We start from the raw sequence: 21,657 nt of genomic DNA, 5'->3' as shown, positions 1-21,657 counted from the left end.
AGGGTATATTTTTAAGAAGTAAATCTCTTATAAATGGAATACCTTACTAAATGAACAAAAAGCACAAATTCGATCTACATTATTTTCTAAACGATGCGTCTTTTGAAAACTGGGCCAAAGGCTTAAACAATAACGATGTCTCCTATTGGAATTCTTGGATACAAAACAATCCAGAACATCTAGAAACAGTTCATAATGCAAAATCTATAATTACGGGTATTAATTTCAATCAAGACTACCCTAGCAACATCGATGTAGATCATGCGCTATCAAAGGTTTTAGATAAAATTGATATTGACGATTCTTCAACAAAAAAAATGAAGAAAGTTCGCTCATTGAACACGGTATTATTCTCTACAGCTGCCGCAGTACTTTTGATCCTTATAAGCTACAGCAGCATTACATATTTTAACGAACATTCCACCACTGTACATAAAACCAATTACGGAGAAATAATTGATCTAAAGCTACCTGATGGTACATCTGTAGTACTTAATGGTAACTCAGAAATTTCATATGACAATGATAATCCACGCCTGTTGAACTTAAAGGGTGAAGCTTATTTTAAAGTTAAACCCATACCAAGTACAAATGCCAAGTTTTGGGTAATTACCAATGACCTTAAGGTTGAAGTCTTGGGCACACAGTTTCATGTGAATACCAGAAAACAAAAAACAAACGTGGTTCTTGATGAGGGTTCTATTCATTTAGAATTTAAAAATGGTGAAGTGGCAAAAATGATACCGGGCGAAATGGTTTCATTTTCAAATGAGAGTAAAAAATTACTTCATAAAAGGGTAAATATTGAGACCCCATATGCTTTATGGAGAGGCGGTACTTACGCCTTTAATGAAATTCCACTTAAAGATGTTATGACCAATTTAGAACTGACATATGGTCTAGAAGTACAGTATTCAGCTGATCATTTAAAAGAAATACCCATTTCCGGTGGTATTCCCAATCAGAATTTAAATATATGCATAGCTGCCATAGAGAAGGCTACAGGAACAAGAATTATTAACAAAGGAAATATTTTACGCGTACAAGAAAACCCTATTTATTAACTAAACTATTTATTTATGAGAACAAAACAAATAAAGAGATTGCTTTTTGCAACACTACTATGTACTAGTAGTATTAGCATGATGGCGTCTGAAAAACTCAAAGAAAAAATCACTTTAAGTGAGTTTTTAAACGAGATAAGTGAAAAGCACGAAGTGTATTTTACTTACAACCCCACTCTGGTATCTACTACCAGTTTAAACCCTGAGGAATATAAGTTCCCTGTTTTAGATAAAATCATAAATAAACTAGAACGTAAAACTAGTTTCGATTTTGAATATTTAGGAAACAAATACTATGTAGTTTATCATAAAAAACCACAAAGAGCTAAGGTTTTAAGACTAAACTCCAGTACAAACGGTATATCTGCCATGACATTGAACACTAAGGTTCAAAATAGCATTACAGGTAAGGTAACCGACGATTCAGGAATGCCTTTAGCAGGTGTGAACATCGTAGAAAAAGGAACCACAAACGGAACAACTTCAGATTTTGATGGTAATTATACCATTAATGTTGAAAATGACACCAAATTAGTTTTTAGCTATATAGGTTTTGCTTCCCAAGAAGTATCTACAGCTGGCAAAAGCGTAATTAATGTTCAATTATCTGAAGGTGTAGCCCTAGATGAATTTATTGTTGTTGGGTCTAGAACCGCTCCTAGAAGTAATACAGATACACCATTACCTGTTGATGTTGTTGGCGTTAAAGAATTGACCTCTACCGGTCAGGCTACTTTTGACAAAGCTTTACAATACAGAATACCATCTTTTAATACGGTACAGACACCTGTAAATGACGCAACTTCATTATTGGATCCTTATGAGATAAGAAATATGGGACCAAGTAGAACGTTGATATTAATAAACGGAAAGCGTAAGAACTTAAGTGCATTATTATACACTCAAACATCCCCAGGTCGTGGTGAAACCGGTGCTGATATTTCGGCAATACCTACAGATGCGATTAAAAGAGTGGAAATTCTTAGAGATGGAGCATCTGCTCAATATGGTTCTGATGCTATTGCGGGTGTAATGAACATTATTCTAAAGGATTCTCCAAATGAAGGTTCTGCAACGCTGAGAACAGGTATTACTTCTGAAGGTGATGGTGAAATGTTCGGTGTAGCAATCAATAATGGTTCTACCATAGGTGAAGACAAAGGTTTTGTAAATTATACATTGGATTTATCTAAAGTAAATCAAGCAAATAGACCAGGTACTGTTAATGCTGCTGGTGAAGCTGCTGATTTTGGTGCCGATATTGCAGATGTACAAGAATTCCTATCAAGACGTCCAGATGCTGGTAACATCAATGGTTCTCCAGAAACTGCTGCTGCAAAATTCTCCGTAAATTTAGGTTATGACTTAAGCGAAAACACCACTTTATATGGTAACGCTGCATATGTCTACAAAGCTGTAAATAGTTTTGCAAACTACAGAACACCATATTGGAGAACAGTTGATGATTTTCCTTATCTAGCTGATTTCTTTCCGGGTGACAACCCAAATACTGCCGGTGGATATGATGGTTACTTACCAACATTTGAAGGTTTATTAAGTGATTATAATGCAACAATAGGATTTAAATCAACTATTAATGATTGGAATGTTGATGCAAGCTTCACAACCGGTGGCAACTTACAAACGTATAAGGTAAACAATACCCACAATAGAAATGTTGTATATTCTCCATCTGTATTTATAGATGCTAATGGTAATGGCTCTGTTGATGACGGTGAAATTACAGAAGGCTCAGAATTATATAGAGAAAATAGCCAGCAGTCTTTTGATCCGGGAGGAACTAGATTTTCCCATAATGTTGGTAACATTGATATCTCAAGATTACTTTCAGACAAAGTAAGTATTGGTGTTGGTGCTGAGTTTAGAACAGAAACTTTTGAAATTATAGAAGGTGAACTTGCCTCTTATGACGGTGGTGGTGCAGATTCATTTGCAGGAGCATCTCCTCAAAACTCAGGAAAATTCAATCGTTACAACATTGGTGGATATTTAAGTTTAGACTACGATGTATCTGATGCATTTTTACTAAGTGGTACTATTAGAACGGAAAACTATTCTGATTTTGGAAATACGTTCATCTATAAGTTTAGTTCTCGTTACAAGTTTAGTGATGCATTTACATTGAGAGGTTCTATTTCTTCTGGTTTTAGAGCTCCTACCCTACACCAAATTTATACTCAAAAAGCACAGTACAGCTTTGTACCGGGTCAAGGTATTCAAGTTGGTGGTCTGATCAACAACGTGTCTACACAAGCAAAACTTTTGGGTATACCTCAATTAGATGCTGAAACATCTACAAACTTTACTATAGGTTTTGGAGGAAAAATCGCTAATAAATTCAGCTATACTTTAGATTATTACAACATTAAAGTAAAAGATAGAATTGTATTAGGTAATGAAATAGGTCCTAGTGGCGACGCTACTAACGCATTAGACGTTTTATTGGCGAACAACAACTTAAGCGATGTAAGTTTCTTTTCTAACGCAATTGACACCAAAACCTCTGGTGTAGATGTTGTACTTGCCTACAAAGGAATTGAAATTGGAGAAGGCAGCTTAGATTTGAACTTATCTGGTAACTATACAATTCAGAATGAACTAGACGGTCCTGTAAAGGATATCGCCTTAGTAGCAAATTCTGGTCAATCTGTAGTTAACCAAACGCAAGAAGCCTTGTTCTTTACATCAAGACCTAGAACAAAGTGGATTTTAGGAGCTAATTATGACATCAATAAATTCGGTTTTTCATTGAATAACACATTATTTGGTAAAACCAGCTTCTTTCAACAAGGTTTAAGTACTGATGCAAATGGTAACTTTAATTTAGGTACAGAATTCGATCCAAAAGTAGTTACGGATTTAGGAGTTAATTACAGTGCTACAGATAAATTAACTATAGCCTTAAACATTAACAACTTGTTCAACGTATTACCAGAATGGAGTTTTGTTTCTCAAAATGCTGCAGGGGATGCTATCTTAGCAGATCCAGCTCAGACTCAGAACCAATCTAACCTAATTACTTTCAACCAACGTTATTCTCAAATGACGTATGATGGTTACCACTTTAGCCAATTAGGAACCATGTTCAACTTATCTTTAAATTACAAGTTTTGATTTTGATTTAGTTTATTTAATAAAAAAGCTACCTATTGATTTAGGTAGCTTTTTTTTATTTCATCAAGAAGTAATAATAAAATCTAATTCAGAATATATTTTTTATGATAGCTATATTCTAAAAATCACCCCCTCATTTATTCAGGGTGCATAAAGCGTTGCTTTGCCAATAATACCTCCTCTGTTTCAACATGGTCATCATCTGGCACACAACAATCTACCGGACATACAGCTGCACACTGTGGCTCTTCATGAAAGCCCATACACTCGGTACATTTATCTGGAGCTATATAATACACTTCATCACTAATAGGTTCCTGTACTTCACCCGCGTCAACTTCTTTTCCATCAGGTAAAACAACATTGCCCTCTAAAGATGTACCATCACTATATCTCCACTCATCTGCTCCTTCATAAATTGCAGTGTTTGGACATTCTGGTTCACAAGCCCCACAATTTATACATTCATCAGTTATTATAATTGCCATAATTTCTTCTACATTAAAATGCCCAAAAAAGAACGGGCATGCTTATTTTTGCACAAAGGTAATTCCTACCTATTTAGTATACAAATATAATGGCCCATAGCAACCTTACGATAACAGCTTTTGTTAAACTTGGAAATTTTCTAAGAACATTTTGTGAATTAATAGACAAAAACACCATTTCTGATCATTTAAATGACAAATGGGTAAGTTCTTTCAAATCAGAAATAGAACGAGCACATCATTACAATGGCTGGTTTACGGAAGAAAACTGTACCCATGCTTTCAAAGAATGGGGAAAAGTACTTTCTGAAGAAAATATTGAAGCCTGGCTGAGTAACTACGACCTTAGCATCAACAATGAAAAGATTGTAGCGTTAATTTTGGCCGGCAATATTCCTTTAGTAGGGTTTCACGATCTTTTATGCGTTTTAATTACCGGCAATAAAGCTTTAGTAAAACTATCAAGCAATGATCAAAAATTAATTCCACTTCTCATTGATTTTTTAATTGACATTGAACCTTCTTTAAAGGATAAAGTAATATTTACCAAAGAAAAACTTGATCATTACGATGCTGTAATTGCGACTGGAAGTAACAATACGGCACGTTATTTTGAGTATTATTTCGGTAAAAAACCAAATATTATTCGTAAAAATAGAAATTCTGTGGCTGTTTTATCCGGAAAGGAATCCCAAGAAGAACTAACAACATTAGGAGAGGATATTTTTAGATATTTTGGTTTAGGGTGTAGAAGCGTATCTAAAATATATCTCCCAAAAGAATATAATATTGACACTTTTTTCAAAGCAATGTTTCCGTACAATAGCATTATCAACCACCATAAATACGCCAATAACTACGATTACAATAAAGCAGTTTATTTAATGAGCGAGTTTAAATTATTGGATAATGGTTTTTTGATTTTAAAAGAAGAGGAAAGTTTTGGTTCGCCAATAGCTTCATTGTTTTACGAGTACTACGAAGATGAGTCAACATTAATAGAGAAGCTTAAGGACAATAAAGAAAACTTACAATGTATTGTTTCATCTGGTTTTGTAGAAGATGAAATTTCTTTTGGAAACACCCAAAAACCAATGCTAAACGACTATGCCGACGGAATAGATACTATAGCATTCTTATTGAACACTTCTAAGAATTAAATAGCGATAGTAAAGAAAAATCTTCAAAAAATTCTGACCTTTGCAACCTTAAATTACACACAAGATGAAAAAACATAATTTTAGTGCCGGTCCCTGTATCTTACCAAAAGAAGTACTTTTAAAAGCTTCTGAATCTGTTATGGACTTTAATGGTTCTGGACTTTCACTTATTGAAATTTCACATAGAAGTAAAGATTTTGTTGCCGTAATGGAAAATGCAAGATCATTGGCATTAGAACTGCTAGATCTTAAAGACAAAGGCTATAAAGCATTATTTCTTCAAGGTGGTGCAAGTATGGAATTTTTAATGGTAGCATACAATTTACTAGAGAAAAAAGCAGGTTATTTAAATACAGGTACTTGGAGCGATAAAGCCATTAAAGAAGCTAAATTATTTGGCGATGTGGTTGAAGTTGGCTCATCTAAAGATGAAAATTTTAAATACATACCTAAAGGATACTCAGTTCCCAGCGGTTTAGATTATCTACATATTACATCTAACAATACAATTTTTGGTACCCAATTCAAGAAGTTTCCAAAAACCGACTGTCCTCTTGTTTGTGATATGAGCTCAGATATATTCTCAAGAAGTTTAGACTTCTCTCAGTTCGATTTAATATACGCCGGTGCACAAAAGAATATGGGTCCTGCAGGGACAACTTTGGTTGTCGTTAAAGAAGAAATTTTAGGTCAAGTATCAAGAAAAATTCCTTCAATGTTAGATTATCAAGTACATATTTCGAAAGATAGCATGTTCAATACTCCACCTGTATTTGCAGTTTACACTTCTATGTTAACGTTAGAATGGTTAAAAAATCTTGGTGGTATTGCAGCTATAGAAGAAATCAACGAAAAGAAGGCAAGATTACTTTATTCTGAGATTGATCTAAATCCTGTTTTTGAAGGCTTTGCCAATGTAGAGGATCGTTCTTTAATGAACGCCACTTTCAACCTTACGGATGATGTCTTAAAAACCACTTTTGAAAGTTTGTTAAAAGAAGCCGGAATTAATGGTTTAAACGGTCACCGTTCTGTGGGAGGGTATAGAGCTAGCATGTACAATGCATTATCATTAGAGAGTGTTGGTGTATTGGTAGACGTCATGAGCGAAATGGAAAGAAGAGGATAATTGTTGTAATAGATACCGAACACAACAATAAAATTGTATTAAAACATATGAAGATATTAGCAAATGATGGAATTTCCCAAAATGGCATCACCACTTTGGAGAAAGCTGGATTTAACGTTTTAACGACGACGGTTGCTCAAGAACAATTAAGCAACTATATCAATGAAAATAAAATTGACGCATTATTGGTACGTAGTGCTACCAAAGTCAGAAAAGAATTAATTGATGCCTGTCCTACTCTAAAACTAATTGGTAGAGGTGGTGTTGGTATGGATAATATTGATGTAGATTACGCTAAATCTAAAAATATTCATGTCATAAATACACCAGCTGCCTCATCAGAATCTGTGGCAGAATTGGTTTTTGCACACCTTTATGGAGGCGCACGTTTTTTATATGATGCAAATAGAAATATGCCTTTAGAAGGTGATAGTAACTTTAAAGGATTAAAGAAATCCTACTCAAAGGGTACGGAACTTAGAGGTAAAACCTTAGGTATTTTCGGATTTGGTAACATTGGTCAAGCTACCGCTAAACTTGCCATTGGCGCGGGTATGAAGGTTATATACTGTGATCCAGATGTAGCGCAGACAGACATTGAGCTTACTTTTTATGATGGTCAAAATGTTACGTTCACACTAAAGAACACTGACAAAGATGATGTCCTGAAGAATGCAGACTATATTTCATTGCATATTCCCGGTCAAGAGAACTATGTTCTGGGAAAAGCTGAATTCTCCAAAATGAAACAGGGTGTTGGTATCGTCAATGCCGCAAGGGGTGGTGTTTTAGATGAAGTTGCATTGATCGATGCTTTGGAAAACGGCACTGTTGCTTTTGCCGGTTTAGACGTTTATGAATCTGAACCAAAACCAGAGATTAAAATTCTAATGCACTCTAGCATTTCGCTTTCTCCACACATTGGTGCAGCAACTTTAGAGGCACAAGAAAGAATTGGACAAGAATTGGCCGACCAAATTATTTCTTTACTAAATTAAGAGCTCAATAGCATATTTTATTGACTCTTTTTCGTATTTTACAGCATAAACATTAAATTAACCATTACAATGGCAGGATTATTAGATTTATTAAATAGCCCAATGGGGCAACAATTAATTAGCGGTGTAGCTGGGCAAACAAATCAGCCTGAAGACAAAACCGCCAATGTACTAAGTATGGCAATGCCACTAATTCTTGGTGCAATGAAAAAAAACGTTTCAACACCAGAAGGTGCTCAGGGTTTAATGAGTGCATTATCAAGTAATCATAGTGGCGGAATCTTAGATAACCTAGGAAGTTTGTTTAGTGGCGGTGTAGACGAAAGTGTAATGAATGACGGTGCTGGTATTTTAGGTCATGTATTCGGAAGTAAACAACCACAAGTAGAAAGTGCTTTAAGTGCAAAATCTGGTTTAGATTCCGGATCGGTTGCCCAAATATTAAAAATTGCAGCCCCTATAGTTATGGGCTTTTTAGGTAAGCAAACTGCGCAGAGTAATGTAAGTGATGGCACAGGCATGAACGCTCTTTTAGGTAGTATGCTGGGAGGTCAACCTCAAGAAAACCAAAGCCTTATCACTTCATTATTAGATGCTGATGGTGACGGAAGCATATTAGATGATGTTGCCGGTATGGTAATGGGCAGCAATAAAAAACAAGGTGGTCTTGGAGGTCTTTTAGGAGGTCTTTTCGGTAAATAACACCTAGAAATCATATAGTTAAGCCGCTTGTAAATACAAGCGGCTTTTTTTGTATCTTATTTCTATGAAAAAGAAGATATTTAAAATTATCTACGGTACTATAGCTGCGACCTTTTGTGCATTGTTATTTAATTGTGGTACAAAGAGCGCATCACTAGCTATAAGCGAAGATGAAAAAAATGCCTTTACCCAAGTAGAAGGAGATACCATTTCCATTTCAAGTGAAGAAACTGAATATGAAATTATTATCATAGAACCCGGTTTTAATATATGGTTGGCATCAATAGCAAAACCTGAAGGTTATTATTCGCAAAATTTCTTGGAAAATAGAAATCAAATAATGGCTTTAGAATGGAACCAAAGATTATTACAGCCTGCTAGATACAATCCAAATTTATATGAAATGCAAATAGATTACTCTAGACAAATTGATTATGGCTATGAAGTAAACTATAAGCTGTATAATTATTTTATTTATTTCCAAAGAAAATACAATCAGCGATTAGGCCCTTTTATACCACGTATATAAAAAGTATATTTGGCGTTTTCAAAACATGCCATGCAGAAATTAAAAGAACGCTGGGGAATCACCAGTAATTTTCAACTTGTTATTATATTTATAGTATTTGCCATCACCGGATCATCATCTGTATATGTCGCAAAGCCTTTTCTAAATTTAATTGGTCTTCAACAAGAAAATTTTTCGACTGCCTGGTGGGGAAGCCCTCTGTATTGGTTTTTACGAATTTTGTTAATTTTCCCTTTCTATCAAGTGTTATTGGTAATTTATGGGTGGTTATTTGGTCAATTTAGATTTTTTTGGTCTTTTGAGAAGAAAATGCTGAAAAGAATTGGACTTGGATTTTTATTCTAACACACTTTTGTTGGGTTTTCTTTAACAAACAGTTCTACATCTTTTAGTACTTTAGCGCTGTGAAGAGGTCAATATTTACATATTTCTCAGTATTTATTTTGTTCTGCCTTATGCTGATCAAGGTAACTTCTTTTCATGTCTATTCCCATCAAGACAATAAAGTAGATACAATAGAAAATTGTAGTATTTGTGAATTGGCAGTTCAGAATCAAAACGCTGAATACACTTTAGTTGCCACATTTTTATTCATATTTGCTTCAGTAATTATTATCACTGAAAAAAAACTGATACCTTTTTCAATTACAGTACCTAAAACGCTTTTCAGGTACACTACTTTTGGTCGTCCCCCACCCTTCCAAGCCTAATACCCCTTCCGAATTTTAAAATTGGTATTCTTTTTCAACCAATTTATTATAGCGCTAAACTTATATAATGAAGAATTATTTATATGTTTTCGCAATCTTATGTAGCACAATTATTTACGCTCAAGATTGCAATTCAATATTATTAGGAGAAATAGTTGATTTCCATGACAACAGTCCGTTGAGTGGAGCAACTATTAACATAACTGGCAAAGGTTTTTCTACGGTCTCCCAACAAAACGGAAAATTTAGCTTTAAGGAGCTATGTGACGGAGTTATAGAACTTGAGATATCGCATCCAGAATGTACAACAAAGTTTGTAACATTGACCATTACTGGTGCTACCTATTCAGAAATTAGGCTAGAACATCACCTAGAAGAATTAAAGGAGGTCAAAGTTGTTGGTGATGTACCAAAAAACACAAATTCCGCTCAGGAAAATATTTTATCGGTTAAAGATATCGAACGAAGCAGTGGTAATAGTTTAGGAGATGCATTAAAAAAGATTGCCGGAGTATCAACCTTAAATACTGGAGGAAATATAGTTAAACCGGTCATACAAGGTTTAAACGGTAGTAGAATCTTAATTTTGAACAATAACGTTCGTATGCAAGATATGGAATGGGGAGAAGAGCATGCCCCTAATGTAGACGTAAATGCAAATCAGAATATAAGCGTTATAAAAGGTGCTGCCGCTATAGAGTACGGAGGCGATGCTATCGCAGGTGTTATTGTACTTGAACCTTTACCAATAATAAGAACTGACTCCTTGTTTGGCAAAAGCCAACTTAATCTTGCCTCAAATGGCCGTGGTGGTAACATAACATCTTCATTGACCAAATCATATAAATCAGGCCTTTATATTAAAGGACAAGGGTCTTTTAAAAGACTTGGGGATCTTGAAGCACCAGATTATATATTATCAAATACAGGTATTAAAGAAAGTGGGGTCTCACTTAGTATAGGTAAACGAGACTTTATACAAGGATGGGAAGGTTACTACTCATATTTTAATTCGGAAATTGGCATATTGAGAGCATCGCATATTGGCAATATAGATGATTTAATAACAGCCATTAATAGTAAGGCACCAAGCGTGGTAAACGATTTCACATATGATATTTCCCAACCATACCAAGAAGTTAGCCACCATTTAGGAAAGCTGAATTATTATAGAAGATTTGAAGGTTTTGGAAAATGGACCCTGCAATACGATTTTCAAAAAAACAGAAGATTCGAATATGATATACGTGTAGGCGATGATGCAGATAAAGCATCTTTAGATCTTGATTTAACCACACATTCCGTACTTACCAATATAAAATTTGATGCAAAACAAGGTCTAGATCTCAAGGTTGGAGCTTTAGGAAGGTTCCAAACCAATTTTGCCAATCCAGATACCGGTGTCCGAAGATTAATACCTGATTACGATAAATTTGATTTTGGTTTGTATTCAATAGGAAGTTATGAACTTGATACCGATTGGACGCTAGATGCCGGACTACGATATGATTTCAGCAGAATAGATTCTAAAAAATTCTACAGAACTTCTCGCTGGGAAGAACGTGGTTATGATGTAGATTTTGCCGATATCATATTGGAAGATTTAGGTACGCAACTACTAACAAACCCTGTCTTTGACTATCATAACGTCTCAGGAACATTAGGTTTCCATTATGAAATAAACGGAAAAGATCATTTACGGTTTAACTATGCCCTATCTCAAAGAGCACCTAACCCATCTGAATTATTTAGCGATGGTCTTCACCATTCTGCGGCACGAATAGAATTGGGCGATTTAAGAATGAACAGTGAAACCTCTTCTAAATTTTCAGCTTCACTAGAAAGAAATAGTAACAAATTGGGGTATTCTGTTGCTCCATTTGTTAATAGCATTAGAGACTTTATACTTCTTGAACCTACGGGTGTAGAATTTACTATACGTGGCGCTTTCCCCGTATGGTCTTATCGTCAGACCAATGCAGTTTTGTTTGGTATTGATGCTTCTTTATATAATAATTGGACATCAAATATTAGAACAGATCATAAGTTTGCTTGGGTAAAAGGTACAGATAGTGAAACAGACACACCTTTAATTAATATACCTGCTGCAAATTTTACAAATAGCATTACGTACACCAATACCAAATGGAACAATTTTCTTATAAGTCTTGAAAGTCAATATGTATTTGAACAATCCAGATATCCAGAAAATATTGAGGTTTTTTCTCCTCAACAACAAGAGAACGTATTATTGGAAATTAATACACCGCCCGAAGCTTATCACCTATTGGCAATAAATACGGAAGCATCTTTTACAATTAAAAATAAAAATGACTTAACCGTAGGTCTAAGTGCAACCAACTTACTAAATACAAACTATCGTGACTTCCTAAATAGGCAACGTTATTTTGTAGATGATATGGGCAGAAATATAAGTATGCGCCTAATTTTTAACTATTAATAATAATTATTACTAACAATTGAAAACAAGTAAAACTATGAAAAGAAACAGCACACTAAAAACCGTTCTAGCACTAAGTTTAATGGCAACCGTAATGACTTCATGTTCAAGTGATGACGATACCCCAGAAGTAGTAAACGAAGAAGAAATTATTACTACCATGACAGTTACGTTAACTAGCGCTAATGGTTCTGCAACATTGCAATCTCAAGATTTAGATGGAGATGGACCTAATGCTCCTGTGGTAACAGCTGATAATTTATCCGCAAATACGACCTATACTGGGAGTATTGTATTATTGAACGAAACGGAAACACCTGCAGAGGACATTACCGAAGAAGTAGAAGAAGAAGCAGACGAGCACCAGTTTTTCTTTGGACTATCTGGTTCTTTATCTGAAGTGACTTATTCTGATACCGATGAAGATGGAAACCCAGTTGGTATTGAATTTGAATTAACAACTGGTGATGCCGGTTCTGGAACAATTACTATTACGTTACGTCATGAGCCTACAAAACCTAACGATGGCACTTTAGCAGATGCAGGCGGAGAAACAGATATTGCTCAGACTTTTTCTGTTACGGTAGAGTAGTAAAAATATAAACCACATGTAAAACTAAAAGCCTTTGATGTTTAATTCAAAGGCTTTTGTTTTTTTATTCTTCAAATTGATACCATTCAATATCCGTCAGTACAGCCCTCCTACCTAATTTCTTAGGTGGGTAATTGGTAACCAAGTAATTAATAATTACAGCTTCATTTTCTCCCAAGTCCCATAAATTTTGGGTTTCCTGCATCCATTTTATAGTTGATTTCCAGCGTTCTTCGTTCATTCGGTTCTGCATTACCAACTTAGCGGAATGACAGTTGGTACAGTTTTGAACGGTAACCATCATTCCCGGGGCATCTATAAAACCGGTACGTACTTGAATTCCATTTTCTATCTTATCGTAATCGTCCTCTTCGGGAATAGTTACCAGCTCGGTTTGTGGTGCATCCGTTTTAAATGCAGAAAAGCTTGGATCAACTATTAAATACACTAAAATTATTGCACCAATACCAATAACAGCGCAAGCTAATATTATCTTTCTGTATAATTCCTGAAAATCGCGTTTTAGCTTATTATGATTCTGATTTTTCATTTATGCGATTTTTACGGCTATCCTGTGACAAGCATTGTTTAAATACCCTTTTGGATTCCACCCAGGCAATAACATAGGTTGACTAACCCCATTGGAATCGGTAGCTTTTGCCCAAACTTCATAATAGCCCTCTTGCGGAAATGAGATATCTGCTGAGAAATGCTGCCACGCTAATCGGTTTGCAGGTTTTTCAATTGTACAATGATGCCAAGTAGCGCCAAAATCTATAGAGTATTCCATTTTGGCAACTTCTAGTTCACCTGCCCATGCATGACCTCTAATACTTAATTTTTTATTCTTTGATAAAACAGCTCCAGATTTTGGATAGGTAATTAAAGATTTTACCGGCATAGATTCAATGATACACATATCTTCATCCGCGACTTTTTCACCAGGAGCAACGGGTTTACAAGGCACTCTATATGCCGTTCCGGTCATTTTGGTACCGTCATGAACTATATTTCTAATACTAATACGTTGTAACCATTTTCCAGAAACCGAGGCAGGCCATCCTCCCGCAATGACCCGTAAAGGATAACCATGTACTAAGGGAATCTCTTCACCGTTCATTTTAAAAGCCAACAATGTTTCATCTTGTAAAGCTTTTGACATAGGCGCTCCTCTAGATATTGGTTCTTTAGTAGGATCTCTACTAAGGTGTGAATCTGCAGAATGATAACCAAAGTAGACAGCATCATCTTTAATACCGACATCTTCTAACACATCACGTAATCTCACACCTGTCCAACTTGCACAATACACCGCACCCACAGTCCACTGATTTCCTTTTGCAGGTGGATCAAATTCGCTTCTACCATTACCACCACACTCTAAGGTCAATTGATAGGTATGATGATTAAATTTTGACTTTAGCTCAGACAACGTATATGTTTTCTCCTGCTTAACAGACTCTCCGTCTATGGTAAGTGTCCAAGTATCAACATCTATGTCTTCCGGAATCAATCCATTATTTCGAACAAAAATAGATTTATTTGGAGTTACCCTATCATCTAAAAGATGAGCTTTAGCCTCAATATTCCAAGGCTTATCGTTTAGTACGACCATGCCTTTATCCTTATTGAATAGCTTAAACGGGTCTGATTCTTGTAACGCCACAGGTGTGTAGCCCAAAGGCATAAATTCCTTATAAATAATATCCACTCCTAGTAAAGCGGCAAGACTACTTAGACTAGATTTTGCAACAAAATTTCTTCTCTTCAAAACTCATGGTATTTGAGTTAAAGTTAAGAGTTTCTATAAAAATAAAGGTGGGTTTTACACTTCAATCGTACGCCCTTTTTTAGAAGACTTGAACACATATGTATATAACCACATTAGCGTAAACGAAGGTATGATATCAAAACCAGGAACAATTTCTTCTATAAAAGTGAAAACACCTGCAGCTTGACCTATTTTTCCTTTATACATACGTGTCATTAACCACGCAGAAAGTGGAGCCCATACCACATCTGAAAATTCACCGACGAAAGGTATAGCAAAAGAAAGCATACCTATACCATCAAATAGCAACCCCATGAAAAGTTGCTTGTATTTTTTATCTTTTAAAATTGACATACTTAAAAATTAGTTATTCTAACTTTAGAATACAACAAAGATGCCAAATTTTACAAAAAATATTCTCAACGTGAAGAGATAGTAATTAGGAAAGTTTAGCACTAATTAACTTCAAGAATTCATTTCTAGTCTCAATTTTTTCAAATTGACCTCTAAAACCAGATGTTGTAGTTACAGAATTTTGCTTTTGTACACCTCTCATCATCATACACATATGTGAAGCTTCTATAACAACGGCCACCCCCTTAGGCTTTAAAGTATTATTAATACACTCTAAAATATCATGCGTTAACCTTTCCTGTACCTGTAACCTTCTTGCAAAAACATCTACCACTCTTGGAATTTTACTTAATCCTACGATATGACCATTTGGTATGTAAGCAATATGTGCCTTACCAAAAAATGGCAACATATGATGCTCACATAGGGAATACAGCTCAATATCTTTTATAATGACCATGTCATCATAATCTTCTTTGAACATTGCCCCTTTCAAAATTTCAACGGCATCTTGCTTATAACCTTGAGTTAAAAATAGCATTGCTTTTGCAGCACGTTCAGGTGTTTTAACTAAACCCTCTCTTGCTACATCTTCACCAATTTCATCAATAATAGATGAGTACCTACTTTTAACTTCATCGGTAATTTCAAGATTATATTCTTCTAAATTTCTATACGGGGACATATTTTATATTTAATGTTTAACCTAATTAAATTTAGGTTGAACAAATTTAATATTTCTTTCATCAACAAACGTAAAAATATCATAAATAGTTCATATTGCTATATAGTCCTAAATAATGGCTCCAGAACATTGGACCAAATGATCACTAAATGAAAATTACAGTTTTTAACGTGCCCCTTTTTCATTAATTTTGAATTTCAAACTATCACAACTCTAAACTAAACTTAACTCATGATAAAAGCTTCTAACATTCATAAATATTACGGAGAATTAGAAGTATTAAAAGGAGTTGACCTCCATATTAAAAAAGGAGAAATAGTATCTATAGTTGGTGCTTCCGGTGCCGGTAAAACTACCTTATTACAAATTTTGGGAACTTTAGACGTTCAATCAAATAGAAAAGACAGTACGTTACTGATCAATGGTATTGAAACTACGGAACTAAATGATAAAGATTTAGCAAAATTTAGAAATGAACATATAGGATTCATTTTTCAATTTCACCAATTATTACCAGAATTTACGGCCATTGAAAATGTATGCCTACCTGCATTTATAAAAAAAACGCCAAAATCTGAAGCTGAAGATAGAGCAAAAGAACTATTAAACTTTTTGGGCCTGGGTCAAAGATATGATCATAAACCTTCAGAATTATCGGGCGGAGAACAACAGCGGGTAGCGGTTGCCCGTGCGTTGATCAATAACCCCTCAATAATTTTTGCTGATGAACCTAGTGGAAATTTAGATTCAGAAAGTGCAGACAACCTGCATAAATTATTTTTTGAGCTTCGTGAAAAGTTTGGACAGACCTTTGTAATTGTGACCCACAATGCTGAATTGGCAGAAATGGCAGATCGTAAATTAACCATGGTAGATGGTAAAATTGTAGACAAGGAAATAATAATAGCATAACCAAGATCCGTATGCTTCAAGAACTACTTTCATTTATAAAAAAACCTGTCTATACACAAGATACTGAAAGTTCTTTATCAGAAAAATTGAGAATTCTCTTCAAGCTTTTAATTATTGCATTAACGGCAAGTATTCTATTATTAATGGCAGCTACAGTTTTAGAAAGTATCCTAAAGCTTGAGATGGGCAAACATGCCATGGATGATTTATTCGGAAACTACTCAGTGGCACTTATTTTCTTTTTAGCAGTAATTGTAGCTCCTTTCTTTGAAGAACTGTTATTTAGAGGTCCGCTTGTCTTTTTTAAAGATTCAAAATTTTTTAAACCAATTTTCTATTTGTTTACAATTGCGTTCGGCTTTATGCATATCAGTAATTTTGAAATGAGCACTCAGGTTTTACTTTTTTCCCCATTGTTGGTTGCACCACAAATTAGTGTAGGTTTTCTTTTAGGCTACATACGGGTAAAATTTGGTCTGTTATGGTCTATGGCGCTACACGCCATTTACAATATGGTTTTAGTGGTTCCTGTGCTAATTATGCAATTGTTAGATATTTCTATTGAATGACAAAAAGTGAGCTAAAAATATTTCTTGACGAAAAGGTTTTTGAATACAATAAACCTGAATTCTTAGAAACCGACCCTATACAAATTCCGCATCTTTTCACACAAAAAGAAGATATTGAAATCAGTGCTTTTCTAACGGCAACCATTGCTTGGGGTAACAGAAAGAGCATCATCAATAATTCTCATAAGTTAATGGAAAAAATGGGACAAAGTCCGTATGACTTTGTGCTTAACCATACCGATGATGATTTAGATAATTTATTAGGATTTGTTCATAGAACTTTCAATGAAAATGATTTAAGATATTTTATAAAAAGCTTAAAGAATATTTACCTTCAACACCAAGGTCTTGAAGGTATTTTCACAACTCTTCAAGACAAAAATTCTCTACAGCCCACCATTTCAAAATTCAAGAAAATATTTTTTGTGTTACCATATGAGCAACGCACAACAAAGCATGTATCTGATCCTTTAAAAGGTTCTGCCGCCAAAAGGATAAATATGTTTTTACGTTGGATGGTTAGAGATGCAACTACCAATGTAGATTTTGGCATATGGAAAGGAATACCTACCTCAAAATTATCTTGTCCATTAGATGTACATTCAGGTAATGTAGCTAGAAAATTAGGATTATTAAAAAGAAAACAAAACGATGCAAAAGCGTTAGCCGAGCTAGATAAAAGCTTAAGAAAACTGGACCCTTTGGATCCAGTTAAATATGATTTTGCCCTTTTTGGTTTAGGCGTTTTTGAAAAATTCTAGTTTATGGCTTCATTCTCAAATCTTTTATCGGTAAGTGTTCTCATAAAAGCAATTATCGCCTTTGATTCTGTAGTCGTTAGATGTAAAGAGTCAGGTGGTAATGTTTGGTAAGGTACATCTAAGCCCATGCCCTGACCACCACCAACATTATAAAACTCCACTACTTCCTCTAAAGTTTCATACACCCCGTTGTGCATATATGGTCCGGTTAATTCTGCATTACGCACTGTTGAAGTTTTAAAAAAATGCTTCTTCTCCTCTACTTCATAAGGATAATACTGCCCCCAATCATCATCTAAAACAGGGTTTTCAAAACTTGCATTTTTGGGCACGCCCAAATTTTCAAATTCGCTTTCCATATATTTAGGTGGTACGGTACCGTTAAATGCCGGTGGAAAATGACAAGTGGCACACGCAGCTTTACCCATAAAAAGATTAAAACCGGTAATCTCTTCGGTAGTCATGGTTTCTTCTAGATTATTCATGTTCCGATCGAATTTAGAATCGAACGGAGCTAAACTTCTTATATATGTTGCAATGGCATTACGTACGTTCATATCGGTAATTTTGCCATCGTAAAGCGAATCAAATTGAACTTTATACACTGATTTATCTTGAATTTTCTCTTCTAATTTTTCCAAATCTATATGAAACTCATTTTCATTATTGGTGACTCCAACAATTTGATCCTCAAGACCATCTGCCCTACCATCATAAAACAAAGAACGTTGGTAAACGGCATAGGTTAATGTTGGTGAATTACGTTGCAAATCTTGTCCATTTATACCTTTAGCAATTTTATGCCCGTCGGTAAATGCTTTTTCCGCAATATGGCAAGTCGCACAACTTATAGTACCGGAGCCGGATAAATCCGTATCATTGAACAATTGTCTTCCTAACTCAATTCTTTCTTCAGTTATATCTGGTGCTCTTTGTGTGGAAAACATCTTCATATTGAAAAAGTTCTTGTCAAAAAGATTGGTCACCTTAGGGTCTAAAGCCCTTGATTGGCTTAATTCAATTCCCCAATCATTAGCAGTCTTATCCACTAGATGCAATTGCGTATTGGTATGCAATTTTATAAACGAGTATCGATCAAATTCGTCAAAATTGGCACTTTGTAAATCATCAATGGTGGAAGAAATTTCTTTTTTCCATTGTACATATAAGGTATTATTCCTAAAAGCCTCTTTATAAATATCCAAAACTGTTTGTAGCGTTTCATAATTATAAACAGCTTCGTTCAAAGAGTTTGCCAACATTGGAGAATCAAAACCTGTAATGCCTTTAGTAGCCACATTTACAATGGCATCTCTTATCATTTTTAAATGATGTCTATCTCTTTGGGTGATGAGAATATGATTTTTTCTTACAAACGGAATTCTAATCTTTAAATACTCCAATACAGTATTCAAATCTTCATTGGAATATCCTTCTTCACTATAAAGGAGCTCTTCCAATACTTGAAAACTCTTTGGTTTTTGTTTTTTAATATCGGTATGGTCGTCTATTTCTACCTTAAGCAAATTAGGCGCATTCATTGAGATGTAATTCTCATAATCATACGCGATAAGCATAGGCTCTACCCTTTTATACCATTCCCTACTTTTTAAAAACAGTTCTTTGTTCTTTGAGAGCGATTGTGCGGTATCTATTTGCTGCATGTAATAAGAAGTACTATCCAATGCCAAAAAATAATGTTCCCTTATAGCATTGTTGAACATAGATTGATCATTAGCATTTATAGCTAACAAAGGTTTTGTTTCCTCATTCTTGCAGGACAGAAAAAAACAAACAAATACTATCAAAATCCATTTATAATAAAATGCTCTCATGTTTCACTTTGAAATTAATATGAATAGAAAAAGGTTCCCAGTGAAGGGAACCTTTAAACTTGGTACAATTACATCACTTATCTAGGTAAGCCAGTCAATTTGAATAAAACTGAACCTTCTAATGCAGCACTGCCTTCACTAATTGCTGTTGGGTCAACAAATTTTAGTCCGTCTGCCCTTACAGCTGTATCAGGAGTGGTACTAAAATTCCAACCATGTACTTGAGCCCCACCAATAAAGGTTGGTTCAGATGCACCTATGATATCGGTAACATCGATCAAGCCGGTTATTTCCCACATACTATCGGTATTACCAATACCAACACTTGCAGCATAAGTTTGGTTACACTCCATAACTTCAACAAAGTTGCCCGTATTTAGGTCTAATTGCCAAATTTTGGCAAAACCTGTGATATCTGCATTTAAATCACCATAACCGTTTGGATCTTCTTGAATGTAAGCATAGTTCTCAGTTACCAAAATGTTATCTGGAGAATGCATTCCATCACCTTTTCCACCTTCTAAGTCACCATCAACTACAACAGTTAATTTAGCAGGAGCCGTTGGATCTTCAGTATCTAAAACTAGTTTGTATACACGACCAAAACCTGTACCTCTTAAGTTAAGGTCCGGATTATCACCACGTATTCTACCGGTAGCATTAAAATATACTTCTCTTTGAGCATCGGCAGAACCTCTTCTCCAATCGATATCTTCAATTCTTTGAAATCCTATAGCACCCAAGTCAATAGCTTCTTGGTTCAACTCATCTATAGTTCTTTCAGTAACTTCTACCCATTCTACATCGTATTCAATGTCTTGAGCCATACCCATTTCAAATAATTGACCACCTTCTCCTGGAGCAGATTCTACTGGGTTTGTACCTCTAAGTACATAAAGTTTTCCTCCATAAAGGTCACCTCTTTGACCAACGTACATTCCAAAATGAGCTTGCGGATATGTATTATCACTATGATCATCACCCATAAAAATTACCGTTTGAGAAGAATAGGCATCTTTGCCAATAACAACAGCATTTTCAGTTGACCACTCACCCAGTGCAGGTAATCTTTCTACTTCTACCCTGTCTTCTTTTGCTCTAAAAGGGTTTACTTTAAATACACCTTTAGCGTTACCGCCCCATTCTCCACCAGATAGGTATAAAGGACCAAATCCGTGCTCTTCAACAGTAATTGAAGATCCAGAACACATTGCCGTAAATGCAGTAGCTGTAGAATTTACTATATAATCTCCTTGTAAAGGCTGAAGTTCAGAATTCAACATAATTCTTGCAATGGAGTAATCTGCTTCTAGATTATTGATTAAAGCATAGTTACCATCTTCGGTAGGATATAGTGCAGCACCATCCATATAAGAACCATAAACAAAAGTAGAATCAGATTCTAAGATATCTGCAGAAGACATGATCATATTAAGGTCGGCAGACCCTGCAAAAGCACCTTTTAATTCGAAAAGTTCGTTTGGAGTTACGGAACTAGTTAATGGAATAGATTCTTCCAGAGTCAAATCTTGTCCGTCAGCACCATCGGCGCCATCGGCTCCGTCTGCGCCATCAGCACCGTCTACACCGTCAATACCATTTGTACCATCTACACCGTCTTCTCCATCACAGCTCATTACAGCTAATCCTAAGCAAGAAAGGAAAAGGGCTTTAAATAGTAAATTTTTCGTTTGTTTCATTATCAATATAGTTTTTAGGTTATGAATTCCAAAACTATAGAGATAACCTTTAAGTAAGGTATTCTAAAAATTAGCAATAAATGAACTAAACCTTATGATAAG

20 protein-coding genes are annotated in these 21,657 nt (G+C 35.1%); 13 read left to right on the top strand and 7 right to left on the bottom strand.

Features of this window, described 5'->3' with window-relative positions; translation table 11 throughout:
• The first annotated feature begins 50 nt into the window (after window positions 1-50).
• On the top strand, window positions 51-1,064 hold the full coding sequence (locus tag I600_RS00665) for a FecR family protein (protein ID WP_058102594.1): 1,014 nt from the start codon (window positions 51-53) through the stop codon (window positions 1,062-1,064).
• Between the two features lie 369 nt (window positions 1,065-1,433).
• The gene (locus I600_RS00660) at window positions 1,434-4,199 is read left to right on the top strand and encodes a TonB-dependent receptor (protein WP_058104223.1); all 2,766 of its coding nucleotides are present in this window, start codon (window positions 1,434-1,436) and stop codon (window positions 4,197-4,199) included.
• A 137-nt stretch (window positions 4,200-4,336) separates the two neighbouring features.
• Here the strand turns inward: I600_RS00660 and I600_RS00655 are convergent, their stop codons facing one another.
• Complete coding sequence (locus I600_RS00655; protein ID WP_058102593.1) at window positions 4,337-4,687, bottom strand: 4Fe-4S dicluster domain-containing protein; 351 nt, start codon at window positions 4,685-4,687, stop codon at window positions 4,337-4,339.
• Between the two features lie 89 nt (window positions 4,688-4,776).
• Here I600_RS00655 and I600_RS00650 point away from each other — a divergent pair, with 89 nt between their 5' ends.
• From I600_RS00650 to I600_RS00610, 8 genes are all read left to right on the top strand, one after another.
• Window positions 4,777-5,847: an acyl-CoA reductase gene (locus tag I600_RS00650; protein ID WP_058102592.1), complete on the top strand. Its 1,071-nt coding sequence runs from the start codon at window positions 4,777-4,779 to the stop codon at window positions 5,845-5,847.
• 64 nt (window positions 5,848-5,911) lie between these two features.
• Entirely contained in the window at window positions 5,912-6,976 is a 1,065-nt protein-coding gene (gene serC / locus I600_RS00645) for a 3-phosphoserine/phosphohydroxythreonine transaminase (RefSeq protein ID WP_058102591.1), read from the top strand.
• A gap of 47 nt (window positions 6,977-7,023) precedes the next feature.
• Window positions 7,024-7,974 (top strand): D-2-hydroxyacid dehydrogenase, encoded by a 951-nt coding sequence (locus I600_RS00640; RefSeq protein ID WP_058102590.1) that lies wholly within the window; start codon window positions 7,024-7,026, stop codon window positions 7,972-7,974.
• A 69-nt stretch (window positions 7,975-8,043) separates the two neighbouring features.
• On the top strand, window positions 8,044-8,676 hold the full coding sequence (locus I600_RS00635) for a DUF937 domain-containing protein (RefSeq protein WP_058102589.1): 633 nt from the start codon (window positions 8,044-8,046) through the stop codon (window positions 8,674-8,676).
• A 64-nt stretch (window positions 8,677-8,740) separates the two neighbouring features.
• On the top strand, window positions 8,741-9,205 hold the full coding sequence (locus tag I600_RS00630) for a DUF6146 family protein (RefSeq protein ID WP_058102588.1): 465 nt from the start codon (window positions 8,741-8,743) through the stop codon (window positions 9,203-9,205).
• Window positions 9,206-9,235: 30 nt separating this feature from the next.
• The gene (locus I600_RS00625) at window positions 9,236-9,550 is read left to right on the top strand and encodes a DUF6787 family protein (protein ID WP_058102587.1); all 315 of its coding nucleotides are present in this window, start codon (window positions 9,236-9,238) and stop codon (window positions 9,548-9,550) included.
• 432 nt (window positions 9,551-9,982) lie between these two features.
• The gene (locus I600_RS00615; RefSeq protein WP_058102585.1) at window positions 9,983-12,376 is read left to right on the top strand and encodes a TonB-dependent receptor; all 2,394 of its coding nucleotides are present in this window, start codon (window positions 9,983-9,985) and stop codon (window positions 12,374-12,376) included.
• A gap of 37 nt (window positions 12,377-12,413) precedes the next feature.
• The gene (locus I600_RS00610; protein ID WP_058102584.1) at window positions 12,414-12,968 is read left to right on the top strand and encodes a hypothetical protein; all 555 of its coding nucleotides are present in this window, start codon (window positions 12,414-12,416) and stop codon (window positions 12,966-12,968) included.
• Window positions 12,969-13,032: 64 nt separating this feature from the next.
• Here I600_RS00610 and I600_RS00605 read toward each other — a convergent pair whose 3' ends face one another.
• The 4 genes from I600_RS00605 to folE all read right to left on the bottom strand — a co-directional run bounded on the left by I600_RS00605 (window position 13,033) and on the right by folE (window position 15,778).
• Window positions 13,033-13,518, bottom strand: coding sequence for a hypothetical protein (locus I600_RS00605; protein ID WP_058102583.1), 486 nt, complete (start codon window positions 13,516-13,518; stop codon window positions 13,033-13,035).
• Window positions 13,519-14,739 carry a sulfite oxidase gene (locus tag I600_RS00600; protein WP_058102582.1) on the bottom strand — a complete coding sequence of 407 codons (1,221 nt, stop codon included), beginning with the start codon at window positions 14,737-14,739 and terminating at the stop codon, window positions 13,519-13,521.
• A 54-nt stretch (window positions 14,740-14,793) separates the two neighbouring features.
• Window positions 14,794-15,093, bottom strand: a complete 300-nt coding sequence (locus I600_RS00595) for a hypothetical protein (RefSeq protein WP_058102581.1) — start codon at window positions 15,091-15,093, stop codon at window positions 14,794-14,796.
• Between the two features lie 85 nt (window positions 15,094-15,178).
• A complete protein-coding gene (gene folE, locus I600_RS00590) occupies window positions 15,179-15,778 on the bottom strand; it encodes a GTP cyclohydrolase I FolE (protein WP_058102580.1) in 600 nt (199 codons plus the stop codon).
• Window positions 15,779-16,009: 231 nt separating this feature from the next.
• On the opposite strand from folE, the gene I600_RS00585 reads away from it, so the two are divergent.
• Genes I600_RS00585 through I600_RS00575 form a run of 3 tightly spaced genes read left to right on the top strand, consistent with a single transcriptional unit; the run spans window position 16,010 to window position 18,020 of the window.
• Window positions 16,010-16,690: an ABC transporter ATP-binding protein gene (locus tag I600_RS00585; protein ID WP_058102579.1), complete on the top strand. Its 681-nt coding sequence runs from the start codon at window positions 16,010-16,012 to the stop codon at window positions 16,688-16,690.
• 11 nt (window positions 16,691-16,701) lie between these two features.
• A complete protein-coding gene (locus I600_RS00580; RefSeq protein ID WP_058102578.1) occupies window positions 16,702-17,259 on the top strand; it encodes a CPBP family intramembrane glutamic endopeptidase in 558 nt (185 codons plus the stop codon).
• Entirely contained in the window at window positions 17,256-18,020 is a 765-nt protein-coding gene (locus I600_RS00575; RefSeq protein WP_058102577.1) for a TIGR02757 family protein, read from the top strand. The genes I600_RS00580 and I600_RS00575 overlap by 4 nt, the downstream gene beginning before the upstream one ends.
• Here the strand turns inward: I600_RS00575 and I600_RS00570 are convergent.
• Both I600_RS00570 and I600_RS00565 read right to left on the bottom strand, forming a co-directional pair.
• On the bottom strand, window positions 18,017-19,774 hold the full coding sequence (locus I600_RS00570; protein WP_167342497.1) for a cytochrome-c peroxidase: 1,758 nt from the start codon (window positions 19,772-19,774) through the stop codon (window positions 18,017-18,019). The two genes, I600_RS00575 and I600_RS00570, sit on opposite strands and share 4 nt — an antisense overlap.
• 158 nt (window positions 19,775-19,932) lie before the next feature.
• A complete protein-coding gene (locus tag I600_RS00565; RefSeq protein WP_058102575.1) occupies window positions 19,933-21,555 on the bottom strand; it encodes an alkaline phosphatase PhoX in 1,623 nt (540 codons plus the stop codon).
• Between the last annotated feature and the right edge of the window lie 102 nt (window positions 21,556-21,657).

It is taken from the genome of Maribacter dokdonensis DSW-8, from assembly GCF_001447995.1.
Classification (GTDB): Bacteria; Bacteroidota; Bacteroidia; order Flavobacteriales; family Flavobacteriaceae; genus Maribacter; species Maribacter dokdonensis.
Note: the sequence above shows the minus strand (reverse complement) of the source record. Positions and strands in the feature narration are given on the sequence as shown.